This window comes from Lachnoclostridium sp. An138 (assembly GCF_002160765.1).
Classification (GTDB): Bacteria; Bacillota; Clostridia; order Lachnospirales; family Lachnospiraceae; genus Laedolimicola; species Laedolimicola faecalis.
In genome coordinates, this window is sequence record NZ_NFLF01000018.1 from 37523 (window position 1) to 60459 (window position 22937).

Genomic DNA, 22937 nt, shown 5'->3' on the forward strand with positions numbered 1-22937 from the left:
AGGAAGCGGCGGCTGATTTTCCGGCGTTTTTCATGACAGTTTTTCTCAAATTGTTAAAGTTTACATGTTACTACCAGAATAACACGAAAACAGAGCAAAAGACAATCATGTAAAGTTTAACAATTCTGTATCATATTTGACTGATTGTTCATAAATGATTCTGAAATTGTTAAAGTTCAGAAAGTTGCCGCGGACTCTGAAAGCGGGTACAGTGAAAAGGCGGCGAATCAGACGGGCTGCCGTTACCCGTTATCATTTGGCAGGGCGTTCTGGCAGGGCGTTCAGGGAGGCGCCGCGGAACTTATATTTATTTATCAGGAGGAAAAGTGTTATGACAGTGTTTTTACTGATTCTTGCGCTTGCGTACTTTGGCGGCAGCTATTTTGCTTATAATGCGCTTCGCAGAAAGTATGCGGGAATCATCGGTGTTCCGGGCTCTTATTTTATTCTGATGACAGTGTTCATCCTGATTGGCCTGATCAGGAGAATTTTTTTGGGCGGTTCCGGAGGAGAATCAGCCATAGAGATGGTGCTGACGATTCTGGTCATGCTGGCGGGACTTGCCTATACGGTGTTGATGATTCTCCGCTGTGAGACGCTGGCCGATAAGATTCTGCTTCCCATTGCGGCAGTTCTGATTGGCTCCGGTTTCTGCATCCGGTTTATTGCGTCCATTGTCTTCCATGTGCCCATGGAGAGCGGAAAGGTGGAAAGCGTGTCCTTCCCATCGTCTATGCGTGACAGCAGCGGTGATATCTGGGAGCTTAAAACTCATAATGATGTCGTGGCTGAGTATTACTGTGGGAAAACGGGCGCGCGCAGAGAGTTTGGCATTGGAGAGTTTTCAGGCGGAACGCCCTTTGGCTTCAGCTGATGCAGCACGGAATAAGGTTTGTCTGATGTCCCTCAGTTTCCGGGAGTACGCTTCCGGAAGCCGGGGGAATTTTTCTGTCAATTTTTCTGTCACAGGGAGCAGACTGTTAAACTTTACATAGTTGAAGCATCTGCGAAAAGAAAGTACAGTGTTGGAAACGGAATGAGGAGGTGCAGCATGGGATTATTGAAAAGTCTGTTTAAAAGCAGGACGGCTCCGGAGGAGAAGCTTTCTGATGAAGACAGGCGCCGCATGGGTGAGAGGGCTCACAGGCAGGGGGAAACAAAAGAAAAACCGGCCGGAGAGATGTCAGAGGAGGAAAAACTGAGTTATTGGGGACGGCTCTGCGAAATGAATGATCTGGAGGAGCGGCTGCGGAGGCTGGAGGAGCTGGCAGAGTCTGGCTTTGACGCTGCCTGGCTGTCCATGATCGAAGCTTATTTTGCCCAGTCGGCTGCCCGCGGGATGGAACCGCCTTTTGAAAGGCTGGAATACTGTGCCAGAAAGGCGGCGGACGCCGGCCTGGCGGAAGGGCATACCCACCTGGGAATGCTCTGCGGCAGTCCGCTGTATGGAGAGCTTGACCCGGAAGGGGCCGCCCGGGAATACCTTCTGGCTATGGAGGGGGGAAGCGAGTCCGCGGCCAGGCTTCTTCTGGACTACTGGAACAGGGAGTTTCATGTGGAAAGTTACACGCCGGAGGAAAACAGGGAACTCACGGCTGCCTTCCACGAAAGCATCCGGGAGGCCATCCGGCCGGAGATTGAGCGCCTAAGCGGCGGGAGCGGCAGGGAAGCCCTGACGGCTTTCGGGCTTCTGTATTTCTACGGCATCTATTTTGAGCAGTCACTGGACAGGGCAAAGGAGTATTTTGTGAAGCTTAACGGGATGGGAAGCCCCCTGGCGCGCAGAATGCTGGAGAACCCGGTCTTTGAGGAGGATGACAGCGATGAGGATGACGATGAGTAGATGCAGCCGTATTTTTGAGTAAAGTTCACAGGAGGGGATCAGATATGGGATTATTTAAGAAGGAACCGCCGGAGAAAAAGGCATACTGGAAGGCATTTGGAGCCATGATGAAGAAACCGAACGCAGAGACCTTCGCGGCTATGGAGGAGGCCTGCAGGGCCTGGCCGGAAGGCTGGCAGGGATATCTGTTTATGGCCCTTGCCTATGACGTGGCCTGCGCGAAGATTCCCTTTGACCCGGAAAAGGGCGCGGCGTACCATAAGCTTGCGAAGGAAGCCGGGAAAAAGGCCGGAAGCGACTGGCTGGGAGTTTTTTATGAGTGTTATGAGGAGTCTGCGGGAAATTTCCGTCTGAAAGAGGATTATTATCCGCTGACAAAGAATGTCCGCAGGCTGGGAGCCGCCATGCTGTTCAATTACAGCGAGGATGAAAAGCATGTGGTCACGGATGTGGCTTTGAAAAAGGATGACGCTTTCTGGAAGGAACTGCTTATTCATGCAGGAGAAGGTATTCCGACGAAGGGCGGACTGTTCAGCAGCCTGCCTGCCGACGTGGTGGAGGCAAATCATCATGCGGAGCCTTTTATCCGATATCTCAACGATTATGTGAATAAAAATCTGGAAGAGAAAGATCAGCTGAAGGCGGCAGACAAGGTATATAAGCAGTATAACGCGTTTGTAAAGACCGGCAGAGATGAGGTTACGACCCAGACGGAGGACATGTACGGATACATGCTGGGGTATTCGCTTATGATCGGGGGAGGTCCCTATCAGATTCTGAACGGAAGACAGGGCTTTTACCAGGATATCCGGATCAATGGCTGGATTACCCTCTGGAAGTCGGCGTACCGGGGCAATATGCCTGCGCTGCACCTGCTGGCGCAGCTCTTTCACACAGAATGCGCGGAATTAATCGATTTTGCCTTTTCCAAATCCTATTCCAATGTGGGAAACGCGCATGAGGAAGCCTATTATGAGCTGGTACTCATGCTGGAAGCGGCCGCAAAGAACAGAGATGAAGACGCGGACCGCATTCTGGCGGATCTGGTCAGGAAATAAGCTATGGCAGAGAAAGAAGAATTAAAACAGGCAGCCTTTTCCCTGGGCATGACGGAGCTGAGAGGACGGCTTCTCTATGACCGTTACCGCCGGGGAATGGAAGGCGCTTCAGAAGAAAATCTGGAAAGAATCGCCGCGGAACGGGAGGAAGAATGCCGGAGGGTTAATCAGATCCGCCAGTCTGTCCCGGGAATCGAGGGGAAAAGCTACTGGTGGGATCTGCCTTATGAGATCAAAAATCCGCCGGGGCGGTTTGCGGGTACCTTCGCCATGCCGGATGGAATCTATTCGGAGCAGGATGACTTCAGTGAAGCCTGCGGGGTGACGCTGACCAGAAATGACAGCAGATTTCTGGTTTCCGATGTGCTGTCCTCCTATTTTTCCTACTCGGATTATGTGGTGCTGTACGCGGATCGGAAGAAAATGAAGGCCCGGATTACCTCGCCTGTGACGATGAAGGCGATCCTCTGCGCCCGGGAAGAACAGCCTCCCAGACAGGTGACCGGGCTGAAAGAGCCGCCTCCGCCTTTTATCGCGGAGCAGAGCTATGATTACTGGTACCTGCAGCGGGAGATCCGCTCCATCGCAGGCGGGCTGTCCGGCGAGCTCCGTGCCTTTGAGGAAAGGCGGGATAATTTTGAGCGTTTCGTAAACAGCAGTCTATATACCAATGAAGAGCGGTGGCTGCGGGGAGAGATGAGCAGCGATTCTTATTACAGCTCAGAACTGTACCGGGATCTGCGCAGGGATGAGATCAAAGAGAAGGCCGAGTCCCAGATATCTGCCCTGAAGTGGAAGCTGCACCAGCTGGAGGTAAAGGAAAGGCAGATTGACTCTGAAAGAAAACGGTATGATTTTTACCGGGTGAAGGCGGGCCTTGGCAGCGATATTGTCATGCATCTGATGCGGTGCGGATACGCCTTTTATCTGGACGGAGAACTGGTGGGAATCGTGATCGCGAAAGGGCCGGTGATGGTATTCCGGGTCCGCCACCGTGGAGAAATTTCTCCCTATGATATTTTCGGGGATGTCAGCGAGATGCGGGAGACAGAGTATCAGATTCCCGATCCGGGAAGTCTGCTTCCGTTCATTGCCGCGGAATATTCCGGGAAAATGAAGCCCTATTCCGTGCTTTCCACACGTCCGAAAAACGCTTCGGATAAGCTTTGGAGATACTGGGCGGAACTGAGATTCGCAGGACTGCTCAGTTCCTGACGGCGCGGTTGAGGTGAAGCTTAAGTTTAACTGCGCAGCCCTGGGAAAAGAGAACTCCGGCGTCAGCAGTCCTGCTGGCGCCGGAGTTTATGTAAGGATCTCTGGTGGCGTTTTTTTACGGTCTCATAGGGGAGATCTAAAGAAGCGGCGATTTCTCTGATCGTCATGCCGTCGAAATATTTCATGCGGATAAGCTCGGCTTCTTCCGGTTTCAGAGAGGCGATGGCTTCCTCCAGATCCAGACGCTGGGCGATTTTTTCAGCCATATCATCGGGAGCCGGGAATTCTTCCAGAGTCAGTTTTTTTTCCGCGGTTCCGGAGACCGCGTCGGGTATTCTGCGGAACCAGGGTTTGGCGGAGCCGGACAGGAAACCGGAAGATAAATTCTGGTTTTTCCGGTATCTGTCTATGGCCTTGTTGCGGGCGGCTGTCGAAAGAAAGGCGGCGTAGGAGCCTTTGTCCGGGTCATAGCGCTCGCCGTGCAGGTACAGTTCACAGAAGGTATCATTGACGCATTCCTGGATGTCGTCAGGATTATCAAGATAAGCGGAAACGATTTTCCAGATCAGGGGACCATACTGCCGGATCAGTTCTGCGGGGTCCGGCAGTCTATTCTTTTTCGAATCATTCATAACACACTTCCTCAGATTGCATTCGCGGCAGAATGACCTAAGCATGACATGAAAGGGAAGGTGTCTCAACATTCTAAACTTTAACAGTTTCTGGCTTCTTGTTTATTCCAGTGATTTGAAATACATAAAGCGAAAACAGTTTTTCCTGTTTTTAACAAAATAGGCATCCAGCCTTCGATAACAGTTCAGAAACCACAGACGCGCGCTTTCCGGGCCGCCTGAGCGCTTCAGATCCTCATAAGCCGACAGAATTCCCAGAAGAAGACGATCCAGATATTCGCCTCCGGTCAGTGTGTGATCCGGAGTCAGCGGCAGATAACCGAAAAAGGAAAGCTGTTCATTCATCCATGCCGCGCTGAGCCCGGGGAAACCCAGAATAATCAGGTGCCGGATCATGGTCTTCCGGGGAATTTCTCCCAAAAGCTTCAGGCTCCGTTTCAGTTCCATGTCATAGCGGATGCTGTAAATATGCTTTTCCCAGAAAGAAGACGCGGGTTCCTGGCAGATGTACTGCAGGGCGTCCACATAATACAGATGACGCAGGTTGCTTAAAGGGCCTCCCTCAGAGAGCCGGATTCCGTTCAGATGGGCCGGAGGCTGGCTGGACATGCGGTCCAGATAGCCGGCTGCCAGTTCTTCCAGCCGGAGGCGGCGCTCCCAGTAAAGCCGATCCTGCCTGGAAGGCGCTGTCAGATAGAGATCTCTGGACTTGTCAAGCCAGGCGGTTAGAAGCCAGGCGGCTTCCTGCGGCGGCAGCTCCAGCGCTTCCGCGAAGGCCAGGGCAGTGCCGCGGTTCGCCGGAATGTGATGCCCGGTCCTCCAGTAACGGATTTTCAGGGTGCTGCTGGCGCTTTCGGGCGCCCTGCCGTGTATCCGCTCATAGATCAGGGCGTCCATTGCAGCCCTGGAAACGCCTTTCTTTTTCCGTTCTTCCTCGTATAAAATTTTAAGCCGGCGGACCTCGGGCCGTTCTCCCTGGCTTGCTTTCATACACTCTTTCGCCAGATCCCGTATTTTTTCCCAGCTTCGTACTTCTTCCGGAGAAATAAACTGATGCGACATAACTGTTCTCCCTCTTTTGTTTTCAGCGCCGGGCAGAAATCATCCTTTTCTGCATGCTGCACTGATATCCCTCTATAAAAGGATTCGCAGAAAACGGGTGGAAGGGGACAAAGAAAAGTGAAAAATTTTCGGCGGATAAAGTGTTAAAGTTTACATGAATGACTGGATATGGAAAAGGGGGTAGAATGAGATAACTGTGGTTATGCCCGAAGAGGGGCGGAGGAGGTAAGCTATGCGGACAATGATAGTGGATGAGGGACGTACGGATGTTATAGCGTGGAAATGCGCCACCCAGGATTTTGAGTTCGGAACGCGGCTCAACGTACACGAATCCCAGGCGGCAGTGTTTTTCCGGGACGGACAGATCGTGGACGTTCTGGGCCCCGGAATGCATGTGCTGGAGACACGGAACTTTCCTTTTTTGCGTTTCTTTACAAAGCTGAGATTCGGAAGATATTTTCATGCGGAGGTATATTTCGTAAATCTCTCCGTGCAGATGTCGCTGCCATGGGGGACACGGGAGCGTGTGAACGTGATGCTTGAGGTGGAACCCGGAAAAGCGATGCCTCTGAATGTGGGAGCCAGCGGTACCATGAATGTGCAGCCGGCCCCGGAGCAGGTAAGGGAGATGCTGACCTGGCTTGTGGGAACCGGGGAGGAGCTGACGGCAGAGAGCCTGCGCGATAAGTTCAACAGTATGCTGAACACGAAGATTAAGACATTTCTGGGGCGGGTTCTACAGATGGAAAACATGAATGCCTTTACGCTGGATCAGCATCTGAATGATATCAGCCAGGCTTTGTATGCGGTACTGGAGCCGGAATTCCGGAAATACGGGGTATGGCTTCGGGAGTTCTATGTGGATGCCTTTGCGCTTCCGGAGGATAATCCTGCCTTTCAGGATGCCCGGCGTCTGGCGGAGGGCCGCTACATCCAGCATGGGAAGCTGGATCTGGAATATGAGCTGAGGCTTAAGCAGGCCCAGAAAGAAGCGGAGCTGGCCCGGCTGGAGGGAGAGAAGACGCTTGTGGAAGCGGATGTGGCCGCGAGAGCAAATGTGGCTGCGGCTCAGAGCGAGGCGGTCCGCCGTTCTCTGGAGGGTATCACCTCAGTGCAGGAGCATCAGTTCGCGACCCTCGATCATATGGTAGACGCAGGAGCCGCAGGAGGAGCCGGAGGCGGAGCTGCCGGCGGCTCCGGAGACAGCGGCAGCGGCATGGGTGATATGGCAGGCTTTTTCGGAGACGTGATGAAGATGGGAATCGGCCTGGAGATGATGCGCAGTATGGGAGACGTGATGAAGGACGCCATGAACAGCGGAAGCCAGGCCGGAGTCAACATGTCTCAGGCTATGAACATGGCCGGAGCCGGAACGGCGGAGGCTGGCGGAATGGGAGGAACGCCAGCGGCTGGTCCGGGGATGGTGAATTCATACGCCGGACAGAATCCATATGCCGGGCAGAATCCATACGCGCAGCCTCAGGCATCTGCCGCGCCCCGGTCCTCCGGCTGGGTCTGCGCCTGCGGCCGTGAGAATCCGGCAGACGCCGCGTTCTGCGGTGGCTGCGGCACGAAAAGGCCGGAGCCGGAACCGGAAAAGCCGGCCGGGTGGACCTGTGCCTGCGGCCGTGAGAATCCGGCTGACGCCGCGTTCTGCGGTGGCTGTGGTATGAGAAGACCGGAGCAGGGATGACAGACAGATAAGAAAGGATGAATCAGACTATGAATAAAAAAACTTCCTATGGAATTCGGGCAGTGGCGATAGCGGCTCTGTTCCTTCTGGTGTATATGGCGGCCTATTTCCTTCTGGCGGATCTGGAAAAGAACGTAAGCTGGATAGGCTTTGGCTTTGCTGTTCTTGCTTTCCTTCTGACAGGCGGAGGCCTGTGGATCGGCATCGCCGCCTCGGACAGCCTGCAGACAGCGGAAAATATCTATGAAGCTCTTCATCTGCTCTGGCTGTATCCGGCGCTGGTTGTGGTTTTAAACCTGATATCCGCCTTTCTTCCGGCAGGAGCCTGGAAGCTTCTGGTGCTTCTGGAGGTGGTGCTTCTGGCGGGAGCAGCCATCTACGCGATTGTGGGGGCTACGGCGGCGGCCCGCATGACAGAGCTTGACAGGGAGGGGAAAAGGCCGGGAGCCGGACGGAAAGGCGGGCCCGATACCCCGCAGTAATTGAGAAAAAAGGGAGAAGATAAGTATGAAATGTATGTACTGCGGCGGAGAGGTTCTCGTACAGCCGGGCAGCAGCATCGGAATCTGCACCTGCTGTATGGCGGAAAATCCGCTGCCGAAAGATGAAAAGATAAACAGGCTTTATGAAAAAGCGGGAACCTCCTTAAGGGAAAGCCGTTTTGACGAGGCCAAGGAACTGTTCCAGAAGCTTCTGATTGAGAATCCCCAGGACGCGGCAGTCTGCTGGGGACTTGCCTTAAGCGAATACGGAATCGAGTATGTGACTGATCCGGCCACGGGAGAACAGCTTCCCACCCTTCACCGCCTGTCCGTGCAGAAATTCAGCGAGTATCTGTATGCAAAGAAGGCAGTTGATCTGTCCTGGAACTCTCTGGACCGGTACTTTTACATAAATCAGAGCAGTCTGATTGACAGCATCCAGGTGAAGAGCCTGTCCATTTCCAGCCAGGAGACTCCGGTGGATGTGTTCATCTGCTACAAGCGTTCTGAGGAAGGGGAGAAGCGTACGGCGGACAGCCGCATGGCGGCGGATTATTACCGGGAGCTTACAAGGCGGGGCTATCAGGTGTTCTTCGCTGAGGAGACGCTGAAAGCCGGAGAGGAATACGAGCCCCGTATCTTTGCGGCTCTGCAGAGCGCGAAGGTTCTGATCGCGGTGGCCTCAAGGCAGGAATATTACGAAGCAGTCTGGGTAAAAAACGAGTGGAGCCGTTACGCGGCTCTTATCGAGCAGGATCTGAGAGAAAAAGGAAGCACAGAGCGTCTGCTGATTCCTGTGTTCCAGCATATGAAGCGCGAGGAGCTTCCGGCAGCTTTAAGAAAGATGCCCTCCTATGTGGAAATGATGACTTCAGCGGACCCCAAGAGCGAGCTTTTGAATCTGGTGGCGGCTCATTTTGAGAGGGGAAAAGCGGAAAATGTATCCGACATCTTAAGGGAGGTGCGCACAGGCGGTATGTCCCCGGATGCTTCCCGGAAAGGCGTGGAGGACGGTCTTGCGGAGAGCGCGGAGAAGACCCGTACCCTCGCTGTGATCCGCCTGGTCAATAAGGAATATACGGAGGCGGAGGAGCTGTTCCTTCGGGCTCTTGGCCAGCCGGGCGGAGAGGAAGATCCGGAAAACTGGCTGGGCCTGATGATGAGCAGCCTGAAGGTTCCGGGCAGGGAGGCTCTGGGGGCCTACGCCTTCCCCATCGATGAAAACGAGTATTTTCAGAAAGCTCTTGCCTGCGCTTCGGAGGAGAAGAAGCAGGAGCTCCGGAAAATCGCGGATAACTGCCGGGAGAACCAGGCCTGGTTTAAAAAGACAGAAAATAAGAGAGGGGAGTGCGAGGGCAAGGTCCGGGCGCTGATAAAGCAGAAGGCGGGCGCTGGCTTTGGAGAGCTGGAAAAGCGGTGTGCCGGGCAGAAGAAGCTTCTGGAGGAAAGTGTGAAGCAGAAACCTGCCGTGATACGGGATAAGCTGCTCTTTTTGATTCCCGGAAATGTGCTCCCTCTCATAGCTCTGTGCTATATCACAACGGCTGTGGACGGAAACCTGGGCGCTCTTCTCACGATCATGCTGTTGATTCAGCCGGTGATCTACGGGATCTATATCTGGAGATTCTTAAGCGCCCGGGAGCTTCTGGACTCGGGCTGCGTCACATACCTGATACGCCTGGTGGTGATAGGCTTCGTCTACTGGCTGGTGATGCTGATCGTCTCTGTTCCGATGAATCATCATCTGGGGATTCCCTTTACGATTCTTGTGACTTTAGCGGCAGCCGTTTACTCGGTGAAGCTGGTATCCGGCTTTGCCGGCCAGAGGAAGAGAATCCGGGAGGGAATGGACTGGGCGGCCCGGCAGAAAAGAGATCTTTCGGAGCTTGAGGAAAAGAATGTCTCTGATCTGTGTCAGCAGATAGAGGCGGCTGCGGAAGCCTATCGGAAATACTATGTGGATTTCGATTCCCGTATGAAAGAATGGCGGGAACAGGCCAGGAAAGCTGCGGCGGAAAAAACGCGGCAGTTTCAGGAAAAGCTGGAACAGTGTGAGAGGGGGATGCTGTAATGCTGCGGATTTACTGTCCGGTCTGCAACGGACTTTTACGGCTGGAGGACGGCCAGAAGGAAGCTGTCTGCGTAAACTGCGGAACGCGGGTGGAGGTGCCAAAGGGCTATACGGAGGCGGAAAGCAGCTATCTTTTTGCGGCGGAAGCCGCAAAACGCCGGGATTTTGAGGGAGCCTTCCAGACATACAGCGAGATTCTGGCGGCGGATTCTTCCCAGGCGGAAGCGTATTTTAAGCGGGCGCTGGCTCTCTACGAGATCGAATATGAGGATCTGGGAGAGGGACATTACCGGCTGATCTGCCATCAGGCGGAAAAGACAGATTTTCTGGGAAATGAAGATGTGAAAAAGGTGCTGGAACTCTCGGAAGGGTCCCAGAGAGAAGCATACGAGAAGCAGGCGGCGGAAATCCATGCCCTTCAGGAGCGTGTGTCTGCCTGGGCCGCTTCCCATCCTCCGGTGGACGTATGGCTGGCCGTGTCCCAGGAGAGCTTAAGCTCCCTGAACCGTGCTGTCCAGATCCGCCAGCTTCTTAAGGCTGTAGGACTCTCTGTGTTCTGCGCGCCCCTTGATCTGGCAGAGGATGAGGACTTTTTTGAGCCTGCCGTCTACCGGGCGGCCTCCACGGCCAGCGTCCTGATCCTGGCAGCTTCGGAGAAGGAAGCCTTCACAGAGGATGTGAATTTCGCGGCGGAGCGCTTCCTGCACAGAAAGGAGAAGGCTCTGCGGGAGGCGAAGGGACAGATTCCCGTCCTGATCACAGTCTTTGAAAATCTGGACGAGTATGAAGACATTCCGGACAGCTATTTCGACGGCATCGACAGCCGTCTGGATATGAGCCGGGAGAGCTTTGCCTCCAGACTTCAGGAGGCGGTAAAGGAAGCTCTTTCTGATTACCGGGGAGCCTTAAAGGAGCAGGCCGGAACCCATGAGAGTTTTACTTATGCAAACCTTCTTCTGAAGGCGCGTCAGACTCTGGAGGGAGGAAACTTCGAGGAGGCGGCGGAGCAGTATCAGTCGATCCTTTTAAAGAGCCCCACGGAGAGTCAGGCCTACTGGGGCCTGCTTTTGGCAAAGCGTCGCTGCGTGTCTGAGGAAGCGCTGATTCAGTCGGGAGAAAGCATTGCCCAGGAGGCGGATTACCGGAGCGCCCTTGCTTTCGCCAGCGAGCGTGAGCAGCAGACCTACCGGGAGACGGCTGCCCGGACGGACGAGATGGCTTCCGTGTTCGCGGAGCAGGAGAGAGAGCGGAAGCGTCAGGAGAGAGAGCAGGAAAAGTGGCGGAAGGAAAAGGAGCAGGAGGTCCGGGAGGCTGGAAAGCGCAAGCAGCAGGAGGAAGCAAAAGCCAGAATAAGAAGAAAGAACCGTCTGCGTATCTTTGCGGCGGCAGCCGTGGTGATTCTGGCAGGCTGCGGTATCGGCTATCTGATTTATTCTAAATCACCGGCGGGCCTTATGGCAAAGCAGTACCGGGAGGCGCAGACGGCCTACAGCCACGGTCTGTACGAGGAAGCCTACAGCCTCTATGCGGAGCTGGAAGACTATAAAGACAGCAGTCAGATGGCCCTGGCCTGCAAGAGCCGCCTGGAGCAGACCTCTTACAATGCTGCGATCGAGAACCTGGATGATATGACACAGCGGGCTTCTGTGGTGTCAGAGATCCTCGGAGCAGAGCCCTATGTGCAGGAGGCGGCGGCCATGATCTCAGAGCTTCACGCGGAGGGCCTGCAGTATCTGGAAGAAGGAAAGATTTACGAGGCCTGGAACACACTGGTGTCTTTCGGGACTTCGGACCCGGATATGGTGAGAACCTGGCGGATTGTCTTTGGACGGGGTGTGCTGGCCGGAAGCCGGGATGGAAAGATCGCAAGCCTCGATATGGAAGGAAATATCACAAGCTGGGGCCAGGACGGCGGCTTCACCTTTGAAGAGGGAGGAGCGGTTTCTGTAGCCCTCTCTGACAGCGGAGCTTCGGCGGGAGCTGTGCGCCGGGACGGTACGGCCTACCTGCTTGGCCAGGCAGCGGGACTTTCCGTGAGCGGCTGGAGCGATCTGGTGAGCATTCGGGTAAGCGACAGCTTCGCGGCGGGACTGACCGGCAGCGGCGATCTCTACGCCACAGGAGCAGGCCTGGTGGCCTCGGATGTGATCCAGTTTGATCTGGACGGAAATTATCTGGTGGCGGTACGGCGGGACGGAAGTCTTGTCTGCACGAACCCGGCGGCCCAGATCCCGGCAGACTGGAGCGGTATCGCGTACGCGGCTCTTGTGGGGGACAGCATCCTCGCGGTGACGGAGGACGGAACCCTGCTCCAGAGCGGCAGCTCTTATGGATTGCCTGATTCAGGCGTAGGCGTGGTCTACCACGGCTGCGGAAGGGTCGGCGTGCTGACTCTGGACGGGGATATGGTCTGCGCAGGGATAGACGGAGATGACGACGGCGGAACCGGAGTGACGGGAAGCGCAGGATACTTCGCGGCCTTTGCCGCCTCTCCCAGCCATACGGTCAATCTGTTCACAGACGGCTACGGCAGCCTGAAGGGGCAGCTTTACGGCAATTCCGCCGGGGATGTGGCCATGAGAAAGGCCATGCAGGATTTCCCGGACGTGGATGTGCCTGCGCCTTACGCGGAGGAGGAGTGAGCAGCTCTTTGCGTGATATCTGACAGAAAGCAGAATATCCCGCAGGTTTCAGTGCTGCGGGAGTGAAGGAGGAAAACAGAAGAACCATGAGCACTTACAGATGCAGCCAGTGCGGCAGCCGCATTTCTGTGGCGGAAGGGACGAAGATCGGGACCTGTCCGGCCTGTCAGGCTATCTTCGTTCTGCCCAATCAGTTCGCCCAGAAGGAGAATCTCTACCTTCTGGCGGCCGACGCCCGCCACAGCGGCAATTACGACATGGCAGAGAATTATTACAGCCGGATTTTGAAAGTGGACGCGGCAGAGCCAGAGGCCAACTGGGGCTATCTCCTGAGCAAATACGGAGTGGAAATCTCGGAAAATGCCCTGGACTATGGCGGAGTGCTGTTCCACCGGGTAGAGCACGGCTCCTTTTTACAGGACCCGGCTTACGAAAAAATGATGACTTATGTGCCCCGGGAGGCGCGCCACTATTATGAAGGAACGGCCAGAGATATCGACGCCCAGCATAAGAAGCTGATGGCCATTTCCAGGGCGCTCGCGGCTCCGGATATCAGCATCGACTGCACGGCGGCGCCGGGAACGGAGGATTTTCTTCTGTCTGTACAGATCGGAAAGGCTCTGGAGGAAGCCGGCTACCGGATCTTCCATCCAGCCATGCTGGCAAATGTGGACCGGCGGGACCTGAACCTTTACGAGATGGCAGCAGCCGAAAAGGCGGAGGCCATGCTGGTAGTTATGACCCGGAAGACAGACCGGGAGGACGCCCGCTTTCAGGCAGTCTGGCGGCGTTTCCTGGCATACAGGAGGCAGGACGCGGGCAGGAAGCTTCTGTCAGTGTTCCGGGGGATTCGCCCGGAGGATCTGCCTCTGGAGCTTCAGCCCCTGCAGTCTGTCGCCTGTGAGGGAAGCGGTTTCCAGGACCGGATTACGGCAGAAATCAACCGGATGTTCGGACGCCAGAACCGTTCCTCCGATCTGGTAAGGAAAAACCTTGAGCTTCTGCGGGAGGGCCAGGCGGCTCTGGACGCCGGCGATTATGAAAAGGCGGCAGGCTGCTTCCGTCAGGCTGCGGCTGCGGACACGGAGGAGTACCGGGCCCACTGGGGACTGGTCTGCGCCCTGACAAAAGGGCTCACGGTCCCTGTGCTCTCCGGCGAGGTGGACCAGAGCTACCGGCAGGCAGTACAGTCTGCGGATAAGGCTTCCGCTGAAAAATATACGGAGAGCATGAAGGCGCTGATGAATCAGGCGGCCTGGCAGGAGCTTCTGCGCCTTACACGGCTGCTTCAGGACTATGAAGCAGAAGGAAGGGAGGAGGTGCAGAAGGCAGAGGAGCGGGTGAAGCTCTATCTTCCGGCCTTTGACAGCCGCTTTCAGGAGCTGGAGGACTGGCATGAGGGCGCGAAACGCCAGAGAGAGCTGGACGCGCTGCGACGGGCCTATCAGCGGCGGGACACAGCGGTGGAGCCCCTGTTCGCGGAGCAGGAAAAGATCGAGTACGCTTATGAGAATACGGCTATGAGCCATTCCCCTCTTCTGAATGGCGGGCCCTTGCGGGCGGTTCTGCTGGGGCTTTCTCTGGCGGCCATGGCAGCTTCCTATATGCTGGTGCTCTGGAACTTCCGATACAGCACCGGATACACCACAGACTTTTACAAGAAGTCCCAGTGGCTTTTTGTCATTTCGCTTGTCTTCATCATTGCCTGGGCGAGATGCCTGATACCAAAGGATAACTGGAGTGTTTATATTGGTATCGTCGTCAGCCTGGTCCTCTATGTTCTTTCCCGGAGGAAGATTGTGCTGTTTCAGCTTGTGCTGATTCTGCTTCCCGCAGTTCTCTTTCTGGTGGAGCGGATCATGATGATGGTGCTGGCGAAGAACGCCAGAGACGCCTATGAGACAAAGGAGAAGGCTGCCGGCGCCGTGTGGGAGATCGCGGAGCGTATCAAAGCATCCTACCAGACGGCTATGGAGGCAGTCTGCGCGAAATACAGGCTGCCCGGGGTAGAGATTCCTACTCTTGAGGTGTCGCATTCCCAGTATTACAGCGGGGTCGGGAAGCACTGGAAGGACAGATCCCCTCTCAGCTACCTGCTTCGGACACTGGCTTTCTTTGCTGTCTTTATCGGAGCGGTGACTGTCATAAATAACGGGCTCTACGCTTCCGGCTGGAGCCATATCACAAAGGTGGACACCCGCTATTATCATGTGGTGGGACTTACAGAGGACGGCACGGCGCGGGCCAGCGGCATGAACGACGCAGGCCAGTGCGAGGTCTCAGACTGGGAAAACCTGGTGGATGTAGGCGCGGGCCGCTATTACAGCGCGGGACTTACGGCGGATGGCCATGTTCTGATCGCCGGTCTGGAGGGCCAGGACGAGTCTGTCCGTGAAGCGGAGAGCTGGACGGATATTCAGGCCATCAGCGTGGGCGGCTACCACATCGTGGGCCTGAAAAGGGACGGGACAGTCGTATCGGCGGGAGCGGATACCTGGGGCGAGAACGCAGTGGGAGACTGGACAGACGTGATCCAGATACAGGCTGTCTCCGACAATAATCTGGAGCAGACCTACGGTCTGTGCTCGGACGGAAGAGTGCTGATCGCCGGAGGCGGTTCAGATTATGACAGCATAAAAAGGTATGTGAGCGACCATTATGGCCCGGGAGAAGGGCAGATTTATGGAACAGAAGTGTATGGCTTTACAGCCTCCATCCTGGTACGCGCCCAGGACGGCAGCCTCAATGGAATCGGAAACGACGGTTACAAGCAGCTTTCCCAGGCTCAGGAATGGGACGGCTCTGAGATTACAGAGGTGTGCACCTCCTCCGGGGCGGCCACTCTGGGGCTGAAGACAGACGGCACCGTACTCTGCGGCGGGAATAACCTGGTGATACGGGAAGCTGTGGAGGGCTGGACGGACGTGATAGATATCACAGTATCCATGGGCCATGTTCTGGGCGTAAAAAGTGACGGCACAGTCGTGGCTGCCGGAAGCAATGGCTCGAACCAGCTCGAGACGGAGGGATGGACCCATGTGGTCTCTGTCAGCGCAGGCGACCTGACTTCTTTTGGAATCCGGGAAAACGGAAAGGTAGAGTCTGCAGGCTACGGAATCGGCGGCCTGACCTATGTGAAGGCCAAAAGCCCCATCGGATTGCTGAAATTCTGGTACAGCGCCCTGAAGTGGTAGTAAGAGAAAGACACAGAGGTGAGACGCTCTCGACACCCCGTTTTCAGGGAATAAATTTCAGGGGAAGGCGCGGCTCATGCGAGCTGCACCTTCCCCTGATTAAAAGAATCTATTTTCCGGCAGTTTCTGTGCCAGGTATACCCTCAGTTGACAAGAGCACATACGGTCAGGACAGGGCTGTTTCAGTGTCCTGCCGCGTTGCTTTTCTCTCCGCGTACGTCCAGTACGCGTCGTTCAAGCGCCTTGCAGGGCACTGAAACAGCCGCTGCCTGACTCTTCGACCTCCAGTAGGCCTAATTACGGTAGTTTCAAGGAAGCGGGAATGAGGTGTACTAAACGTACGCCGATTGACGATGACGCAGAAAATGCCGTAATTAGGCCGCTGGAGGCGTGTGTGTCCTTGTCAACTGAGGGTATTTTCTGTGTTTATAATATAGAGTTATTTTTTGCTTAGTTCCTCAAGCTGCTTCTTTAACGCTGCGATTTCTGCATCCTTTTCCCGATTCTCCCGCAGAGTTTTCCGCAGCTCTTCGTCCTTTTCTTTCGTTACCTGCTGCAGTTTTTCTTCCAGCTCTTCCACATAATACTTCAAGGTATTCTCGTCCAGCATACGCAAAGCTTCCGACCACATTCCGAGCACCTCCTCCGGTTTCCGGCGCAGCATGGCGATTTCCTGATAAATCTCTTTGAGCCAGGGATAGTCTTCAATCAGCCTTTCGGCATCCTCCAGATTTTCCGTGGTCAGCAAAGAGAGCCATGCTCTTTGTTCACTCTTTTCACCTTCAGGATACGGAATTTTTTGAAAAACGTCAAGGGCGATCAGATAATATTCCTGCAGAAGTTCCATGTTAAGCCCGGAATCGAAAATAGTTTTTCCGTGGTGCAGATAGATTCCCGGAAATTGATGAAACAAAGAGGTGCTTTTTTCAAACAGAACAATGACATAGACTTTCTTTATGTCTTTGTAGGAGAAGCTTTTTCTTTCTGCGTTTCCTCTCACTCTCATGTACTGGCGCATGAGAAGATCGGCAGAGTAACAGGAAATACGTTCTGCCGGAAAGGCATATCCCTGTTTCTGCACCTCGATATTGACCAGAGAACCATCGGTAAGTCTGGCCAGCAGATCCATAATCAGATAGCTTTCTCCGTCTATCAGCCTGTCTTCACTGGGAAGAGCCTGGAGGATCTTTACCTCGAAGCCCAGAAGACTGGAGACAAAGCGGGAAAGCCGTTTCCCATGAATCTCCGGATCAAAGAGGTATTTAAAAAACGGGTCATAGGTGAGCGGCAGAGATTTCTTTCCCTGGCAGAAATCCAGAAAGAGCTCTTTCCAGCGTTCGTTTAATTTCCTGTATCCGTTGTAGAGAACCGGGGACTGACGCAGCCGTTCCAGCGTTTCCTCTTTTGTCTGCGGCGGGGTGTTCCACGTCACAGCCTTTACAGAACCATTAAAATCGAATTGTTCCATAGACAGAATCCTTTCCTTCTGTGATAAAAAATGGGGAAAATGCTCCGGCGGACTGCCGGGAAGTCTGTACTGATCAGTACAAAAACAGATTACTATAATATGGAAAATAACGCAAGGGATATTTTTCTCTGTTGAGAGGCATCTGGAAGTCTGGTATAATGATAAAAAGCAAAGCTGTAACAGCAGGGGTATCCGGAGGTGTTGATTTTACTGTATTGGCCCGGGAGGTGGGGAGTTTGAAGATGTATGACTGGAAAACATTTCTCGCTGCGCTTCTGCTGGGAGGCGCGGGAATGGCAATTCATTTGATGAAGCTGCTGCAGGGTGGCATGGTTTCTCTGGCATGGCTGATTCTTTTTGCATATCTGATTTGCAGGGGTACTTATGAATCGGTGACAGAACAGGGATTCCGCAGGGGAAAGGAACGGAACAGTCAGGTGAAGCAGGTTTACCAGGAACGCTTTGGAAAGCTGTGGCCTGTGGTGAGCTGGAGCGTGGTGATTGGCTGGGGAGTGATAATTATTCTGGCGCTGGTCTCTGCTCCTGCATGGATGATTGTAGCCGGTGGGACTGCGGTCCTGCTTTATCAGCTTATTCTGACGGTTATCATAAGGGGCGGTTTAAGAAAATACAGATAACAGCGCCTTCTGTCGGGAGAGTACAGGATGGAGTTGGATACCGCTTTTGTGTGGGCGATTTTACAAAATGTTAAGAAAAGCCCAATCAAATGTTAAAGAATATCAATTACAATAGCAAAGGTATTGACAGAACCATGCATTATGAAAATATGGAGCCTGCCGTTTTCATCAGCCGGCCGAACCGGTTTGTGGCTTATGTAGAGCAGGCAGGGAAGCAGGAAATCTGCCATGTAAAAAATACCGGACGGTGCAGAGAGCTTCTGATTCCGGGAGCGGAGCTGTATGTTCAGAGGTCGGACAATCCGGCCCGGAAGACGGCTCTCGATCTGATTTCCGTGAAAAAGGGGGCTCAGTGGGTGAATATGGATTCCCAGGCGCCCAACAAAGCCGCGGCAGAGTGGCTGAAGAACGGCGGTCTAGGGACAAAAGAAATTCTGGTCCGCCCGGAATATAAGTATGAAAATTCCCGTTTTGACTTTTACCTGGAGACAGAAGGGCGGAAGGCTTTTATGGAAGTCAAAGGAGTGACTTTGGAGGAGGACGGTACCGCCCGCTTCCCCGACGCGCCCACCGAACGGGGCGTAAAGCATATCCGGGAATTGATGCGCTGCCTGGATGACGGTTATGAAGCCTATATCCTTTTTGTGATTCAGATGAAGGGCGTCCATGCGTTTGAACCCAACGACCGGACTCATCCGGCTTTCGGGGAGACGCTTCGGGAAGCCGCCGGAAAGGGCGTGCGGATTCTGGCTTATGACTGCCTGGTAAAGCCGGATGAAATGACGATAGATCAGAGAATCGAGGTTCACTTATAAATGGTTTATTTACAGGAAACAGTCACGCCTCTTCTGGCCTGGTACGACGGCCATGCCAGGGTCCTTCCCTGGAGAGAGCATCCGTCTCCGTACCGGGTATGGGTCTCGGAGATTATGCTGCAGCAGACCCGGGTGGAAGCCGTAAAGCCCTATTTCGAGCGCTTTATTGGAGAACTGCCGTCGATTCGGGAGCTGGCGGAGGCGCCGGAGGACAGGCTTTTGAAGCTCTGGGAGGGGCTTGGATATTACAACCGGGTGCGGAATATGCAGAAAGCCGCCCGCATTCTTGTGGAGGAATACGGCGGGGAGATGCCTGCCGATTATGACGCCATTCTGTCGCTGCCCGGAATCGGAAGCTATACGGCGGGAGCCATTGCGTCCATTGCTTTCGGCATGAGCAGACCAGCGGTGGACGGCAACGTGCTCCGGGTTCTTTCAAGGCTTGAAAAAAACTATGAGGATATTCTGAAGCAGTCAGTCCGCCGGAAGTTTGAACAAGAAGTTCAGGAAATTATTCCGAAGGGAAGGGCCGGGGATTTCAACCAGTCGCTGATCGAGCTGGGAGCCCTTGTCTGTGTGCCGAACGGGGCGCCAAGATGCGGGGAATGTCCCCTGGAAAAACTCTGCGGAGCCCACGCGGAGGGGGTAGAACTGGAGCTCCCGAAAAAAACTCCGCCGGCAAAGCGGAAGATTGAAGACAGAACGGTACTGGTTCTCGTTTCAGATAACAAAGCCGCTCTGCGAAAAAGACCGGCGAAGGGACTGCTGGCGGGGCTTTATGAGCTGCCGAACCTGGAAGGCCGTCTGGATCGGGAAGAGGTGCTTGCTTTTGTAAAGGAGCAGGGGCTTTCTCCCATACGGATTCAGGAGCTTCCGGCGGCAAAGCATATTTTCAGCCATATTGAATGGCATATGGCCGGATACGCGGTGAAAGTAGAAGAACCGGAGCCGGAACAGTTTGCGGAGCATCCGGGACGGAGAGAAAAGGATGGAATCTTTTTTGTGGAAAAGAGACAGATGGAAGAGACTTTTTCGATTCCGGCGGCCTTTTCCGCTTATACACGCTATTTCCGGGAACGTTTTTGACAGAGGTGAAAGAAGAAGGAAGGCATAAAGTACGGTATTACCGCTGGCAGATAAAGGGGCGAATTGCTTTCTGCCTGCCGGCGTAAAATATAAATACAAAAGACAGTCACTTAGGTGGCGGGAAACGAACGATATGAGGAGGAGAACATGAAGCTGTTATCTGTTACAATTCCATGCTATAATTCCGAGGCTTATATGAGAAACTGTATTCATTCGCTGCTTGTGGGCGGTGAGGAAGTGGAGATAATTATTGTGGACGACGGGTCCAAAGATGGAACCGGGGCCATAGCCGACGAATACGCTCAGAAATATCCCACGATTGTAAAAGCGGTTCATCAGGAAAACGGAGGCCACGGCGAGGCTGTCAATACAGGGCTTAAGAATGCCACGGGCCTCTATTTCAAGGTCGTGGACAGCGACGACTGGGTATCTATTTCCGCATATAAGGAGATTCTGAAGACACTGAGCCAGCTGGCAGGGGCCAGACCTTCCGTGGATATGCTGATCAGCAATTTTGTCTATGAAAAAGAAGGAGCCAAGCGTAAAAAGGTTATGAGCTACCGCTCGGCTTTCCCGCAGGACCGGGTATTTACCTGGGATGACGTGAAGTTCCTGCACAAAGGACAGTATATTCTCATGCATTCCGTTATCTACCGGACAAAGCTGCTGCGGGAATGTGGACTGGATCTGCCGAAGCACACCTTTTATGTGGATAATATTTTTGTATATCATCCCCTTCCCTATGTGAAATACCTGTATTATCTGGATGTGAATTTTTACCGGTATTACATCGGACGCCAGGATCAGTCAGTCAATGAGAAGGTTATGATAGGCCGCATCGATCAGCAGATCAAAGTAAATAAAATGATGATTGATGACTACAAGCTCAGCGATCCCCGGCTGATTCCAAATAAGAAGCTGCGCCATTATATGAAGAATTATCTGGAGATCATCATGGTGGTATCGTCCATCATAGCGATTCGTTCCGGTACGGAAGAAAATCTGCAGAAGAAATATGAGCTTTGGAAATATCTGAAGAAAAAAGACAGAAAGACTTATTATGAGCTTAAGTGGGGAATCCTGGGAAGAACCATGAATCTTCCGGGCAAGAGCGGAAGAAAGATTTCAGAAGCTGCCTATAAGATTGCGAACCGGTTCGTAGGATTCAACTAAGAAAAAGCCTCCGGCGCCGTGAACCTGTCACGGAAAGCCGGGGGCTTTTCAACATTCAGATGCCGCAATCCACTGCGGGGGAAATCTCCATATAGATAACCTGGATACAGGAATAGATGTCAGGCTGCCTCTTCCGGCTTCCGCTTTCTTCCCCATCCGATTCTGACAGCTGAATAATCTGTGCGGTACACAAGCTGTTCCATCACAAGACCCAGCAGAATACCGGAGATCACATCCAGCACAGAGTGCTGCTTTAAAAACATGGTAGCCAGGATAATGGAAACCATCAGCACGAAAGAACCTCCGCGAATCAGGCGGTTCCCGGCCAATGTCTCGCTGTTGGCCACAGCACGGTGCGCCGCGATGGAATTGTACACATGCAGACTCGGGAAAATATTGGTAGCCGTATCCGCCTGATACAGAATCTGCACGGCAAAGGTAAAGATATTATTCCGTGCAAATGTGTTCGGGCGCAGCAGATGTCCGTTCGGATACAGGGTGGAGACAATCAGAAACAGCGTCATTCCGGTAAACAAAAAGATGCAGTACTGATAAAACTCCCGCCGGTTTTTGAAAAACAGATAAACAAACACCGCTGCCACATAGACGAACCAGAGCAGATAGGGGACTATAAAATACTCCACAAAGGGGATCATATCGTCCAGTTTCACATGGATTACATGATAGGGCAGGTTTGACCGGCTTTCCAGCCACATAAACCAGGGCATGTAGATCAGTCCGTAAAGCAGTACCAGGGCATGCCTGTATTTCTGAAAAAATGCCTTCATATGCTTATCCTCTTTTCTCGTATATAATGCGTTGAACGTTACGGATGTTCTCATTATATGAAACGGAGTATAGCACAATAATTCTTCATATTCAACGAAGTTTCTTTTATCTTAAGAAAATGTTCAGAAAGTGATCATCAATTCCGGCTATTTTTTCCCGGTCCGGAAATAATAGACAGAATTCCGGGCACACAGCGGATCTGCATTTTTCCCTTCAGAAAATAAGGCTCTCCGTCCGTATGGACAGGAAGACGGCGGGAGCACTGAAATTCAGCGGAACGGACCCGCAGCAGGTGGACACCGGGCAGAATCCCGTGAATTCCGGCCAGTGAAAGAAGAAACAGCGGCAGGATGAGTAGCCTGGAGGGGCCTTCCACAATGCAGAGATTGAGGAAACCGTCATCCGGGAGAGCCGAGGGACAAAAACGGACCCCGCCTCCTTCAAAACGGCAGTTCATGGCGGCGGCGAAGAAGGTCCTGCGGTACCGGAGCGTTCTTCCATTGTCCAGGGTAATGCTTAAGGGAGCGGGCCGGCAGAGGATCAGCTGTCTGACGCCGGTGGCAATATAGGTCAGTTTTCCCAGGCGGAACCGGTTCAGCAGATTTTTTACCGAGGAGGAAAAAGCGGCGTGGCAGATAGCCGCATCGTATCCGCAGCCGCAGCTGACTGCAAAAAGCTGCTCCCGTTCGCCTAAAGACACCTTCCCCAGATCGATCCGGCGGAAATAGGAAGGGTGCAGAATGTTCCGGACAGCGGCAGCGGTATCTGATGGCAGGCCTAAAGCCCGCGCAAAGTCGTTGCTGGAACCGGTGGGAATGTAGGCAAAGGTCACCAGAGAAAAGTCACGGATTCCGTTCAGGATTTCGTTGACGGTTCCATCGCCGCCGACGGCCACCAGAGTGAGCCGCTCTTTCCGGGAAGTGATTTCCTGAGCCAGTTTTGTGGCATGGTAACGGTATGAGGTGAAATACACCCGGTATTCCGTCTCCTCCTGATCGAGAAGCTCCTCTACGGTTTTCCATACTTTCTTTCCGTTTCCTGACCGGGAGCCGGGGTTTACGATAAAATAATACATG

Annotated in this window: 18 protein-coding genes; 13 read left to right on the forward strand and 5 right to left on the reverse strand. The window is 53.6% G+C overall.

Annotated elements, in window-relative coordinates; translation table 11 throughout:
• The first annotated feature begins 331 nt into the window (after positions 1–331).
• The 4 genes from B5E82_RS13750 (at position 332) to B5E82_RS13765 (ending at position 4116) form a co-directional block, all read left to right on the forward strand.
• On the forward strand, positions 332–874 hold the full coding sequence (locus tag B5E82_RS13750; protein WP_087308131.1) for a hypothetical protein: 543 nt from the start codon (positions 332–334) through the stop codon (positions 872–874).
• Between the two features lie 177 nt (positions 875–1051).
• Entirely contained in the window at positions 1052–1843 is a 792-nt protein-coding gene (locus tag B5E82_RS13755) for a hypothetical protein (protein ID WP_087308132.1), read from the forward strand.
• Between the two features lie 44 nt (positions 1844–1887).
• Entirely contained in the window at positions 1888–2901 is a 1014-nt protein-coding gene (locus tag B5E82_RS13760; protein WP_087308133.1) for a hypothetical protein, read from the forward strand.
• 3 nt (positions 2902–2904) lie between these two features.
• Positions 2905–4116 (forward strand): hypothetical protein, encoded by a 1212-nt coding sequence (locus B5E82_RS13765; RefSeq protein ID WP_087308134.1) that lies wholly within the window; start codon positions 2905–2907, stop codon positions 4114–4116.
• 62 nt (positions 4117–4178) lie between these two features.
• On the opposite strand, the gene B5E82_RS13770 is transcribed toward B5E82_RS13765, so the two are convergent.
• Positions 4179–4748, reverse strand: a complete 570-nt coding sequence (locus B5E82_RS13770) for an RNA polymerase sigma factor (RefSeq protein ID WP_162610786.1) — start codon at positions 4746–4748, stop codon at positions 4179–4181.
• A 102-nt stretch (positions 4749–4850) separates the two neighbouring features.
• Positions 4851–5810, reverse strand: coding sequence for a hypothetical protein (locus B5E82_RS13775; RefSeq protein WP_087308136.1), 960 nt, complete (start codon positions 5808–5810; stop codon positions 4851–4853).
• Between the two features lie 232 nt (positions 5811–6042).
• Here B5E82_RS13775 and B5E82_RS13780 point away from each other — a divergent pair, with 232 nt between their 5' ends.
• The 5 genes from B5E82_RS13780 (at position 6043) to B5E82_RS13800 (ending at position 15892) form a co-directional block, all read left to right on the forward strand.
• Positions 6043–7503 carry an SPFH domain-containing protein gene (locus B5E82_RS13780; RefSeq protein WP_087308137.1) on the forward strand — a complete coding sequence of 487 codons (1461 nt, stop codon included), beginning with the start codon at positions 6043–6045 and terminating at the stop codon, positions 7501–7503.
• Between the two features lie 29 nt (positions 7504–7532).
• The gene (locus B5E82_RS13785) at positions 7533–7985 is read left to right on the forward strand and encodes a hypothetical protein (protein ID WP_087308138.1); all 453 of its coding nucleotides are present in this window, start codon (positions 7533–7535) and stop codon (positions 7983–7985) included.
• Positions 7986–8010: 25 nt separating this feature from the next.
• Positions 8011–10056 carry a toll/interleukin-1 receptor domain-containing protein gene (locus tag B5E82_RS13790; RefSeq protein ID WP_087308139.1) on the forward strand — a complete coding sequence of 682 codons (2046 nt, stop codon included), beginning with the start codon at positions 8011–8013 and terminating at the stop codon, positions 10054–10056.
• Positions 10056–12698: a hypothetical protein gene (locus B5E82_RS13795; RefSeq protein WP_087308140.1), complete on the forward strand. Its 2643-nt coding sequence runs from the start codon at positions 10056–10058 to the stop codon at positions 12696–12698. Before B5E82_RS13790 ends, B5E82_RS13795 begins: the two co-directional genes overlap by 1 nt.
• Before the next feature lie 86 nt (positions 12699–12784).
• Positions 12785–15892, forward strand: a complete 3108-nt coding sequence (locus tag B5E82_RS13800) for an RCC1 domain-containing protein (protein WP_087308141.1) — start codon at positions 12785–12787, stop codon at positions 15890–15892.
• Positions 15893–16331: 439 nt separating this feature from the next.
• On the opposite strand, the gene B5E82_RS13805 is transcribed toward B5E82_RS13800, so the two are convergent.
• Positions 16332–17360, reverse strand: coding sequence for a PD-(D/E)XK nuclease family transposase (locus tag B5E82_RS13805; protein ID WP_087308142.1), 1029 nt, complete (start codon positions 17358–17360; stop codon positions 16332–16334).
• Positions 17361–17518: 158 nt separating this feature from the next.
• Between B5E82_RS13805 and B5E82_RS13810 the strand changes: the two genes are divergently transcribed.
• From B5E82_RS13810 to B5E82_RS13825, 4 genes are all read left to right on the forward strand, one after another.
• Positions 17519–17998 (forward strand): hypothetical protein, encoded by a 480-nt coding sequence (locus tag B5E82_RS13810; RefSeq protein WP_087308143.1) that lies wholly within the window; start codon positions 17519–17521, stop codon positions 17996–17998.
• An 89-nt stretch (positions 17999–18087) separates the two neighbouring features.
• Positions 18088–18813: a DNA/RNA nuclease SfsA gene (sfsA, locus tag B5E82_RS13815; RefSeq protein ID WP_330398378.1), complete on the forward strand. Its 726-nt coding sequence runs from the start codon at positions 18088–18090 to the stop codon at positions 18811–18813.
• Complete coding sequence (gene mutY, locus B5E82_RS13820) at positions 18814–19899, forward strand: A/G-specific adenine glycosylase (RefSeq protein ID WP_087308144.1); 1086 nt, start codon at positions 18814–18816, stop codon at positions 19897–19899. It abuts the gene before it with no gap.
• Positions 19900–20046: 147 nt separating this feature from the next.
• The gene (locus tag B5E82_RS13825) at positions 20047–21072 is read left to right on the forward strand and encodes a glycosyltransferase family 2 protein (RefSeq protein WP_087308145.1); all 1026 of its coding nucleotides are present in this window, start codon (positions 20047–20049) and stop codon (positions 21070–21072) included.
• A gap of 119 nt (positions 21073–21191) precedes the next feature.
• On the opposite strand, the gene B5E82_RS13830 is transcribed toward B5E82_RS13825, so the two are convergent.
• The gene (locus tag B5E82_RS13830; RefSeq protein WP_087308146.1) at positions 21192–21860 is read right to left on the reverse strand and encodes a phosphatase PAP2 family protein; all 669 of its coding nucleotides are present in this window, start codon (positions 21858–21860) and stop codon (positions 21192–21194) included.
• A 137-nt stretch (positions 21861–21997) separates the two neighbouring features.
• Complete coding sequence (locus tag B5E82_RS13835; RefSeq protein WP_087308147.1) at positions 21998–22936, reverse strand: diacylglycerol/lipid kinase family protein; 939 nt, start codon at positions 22934–22936, stop codon at positions 21998–22000.
• Position 22937 lies beyond the last annotated feature (1 nt).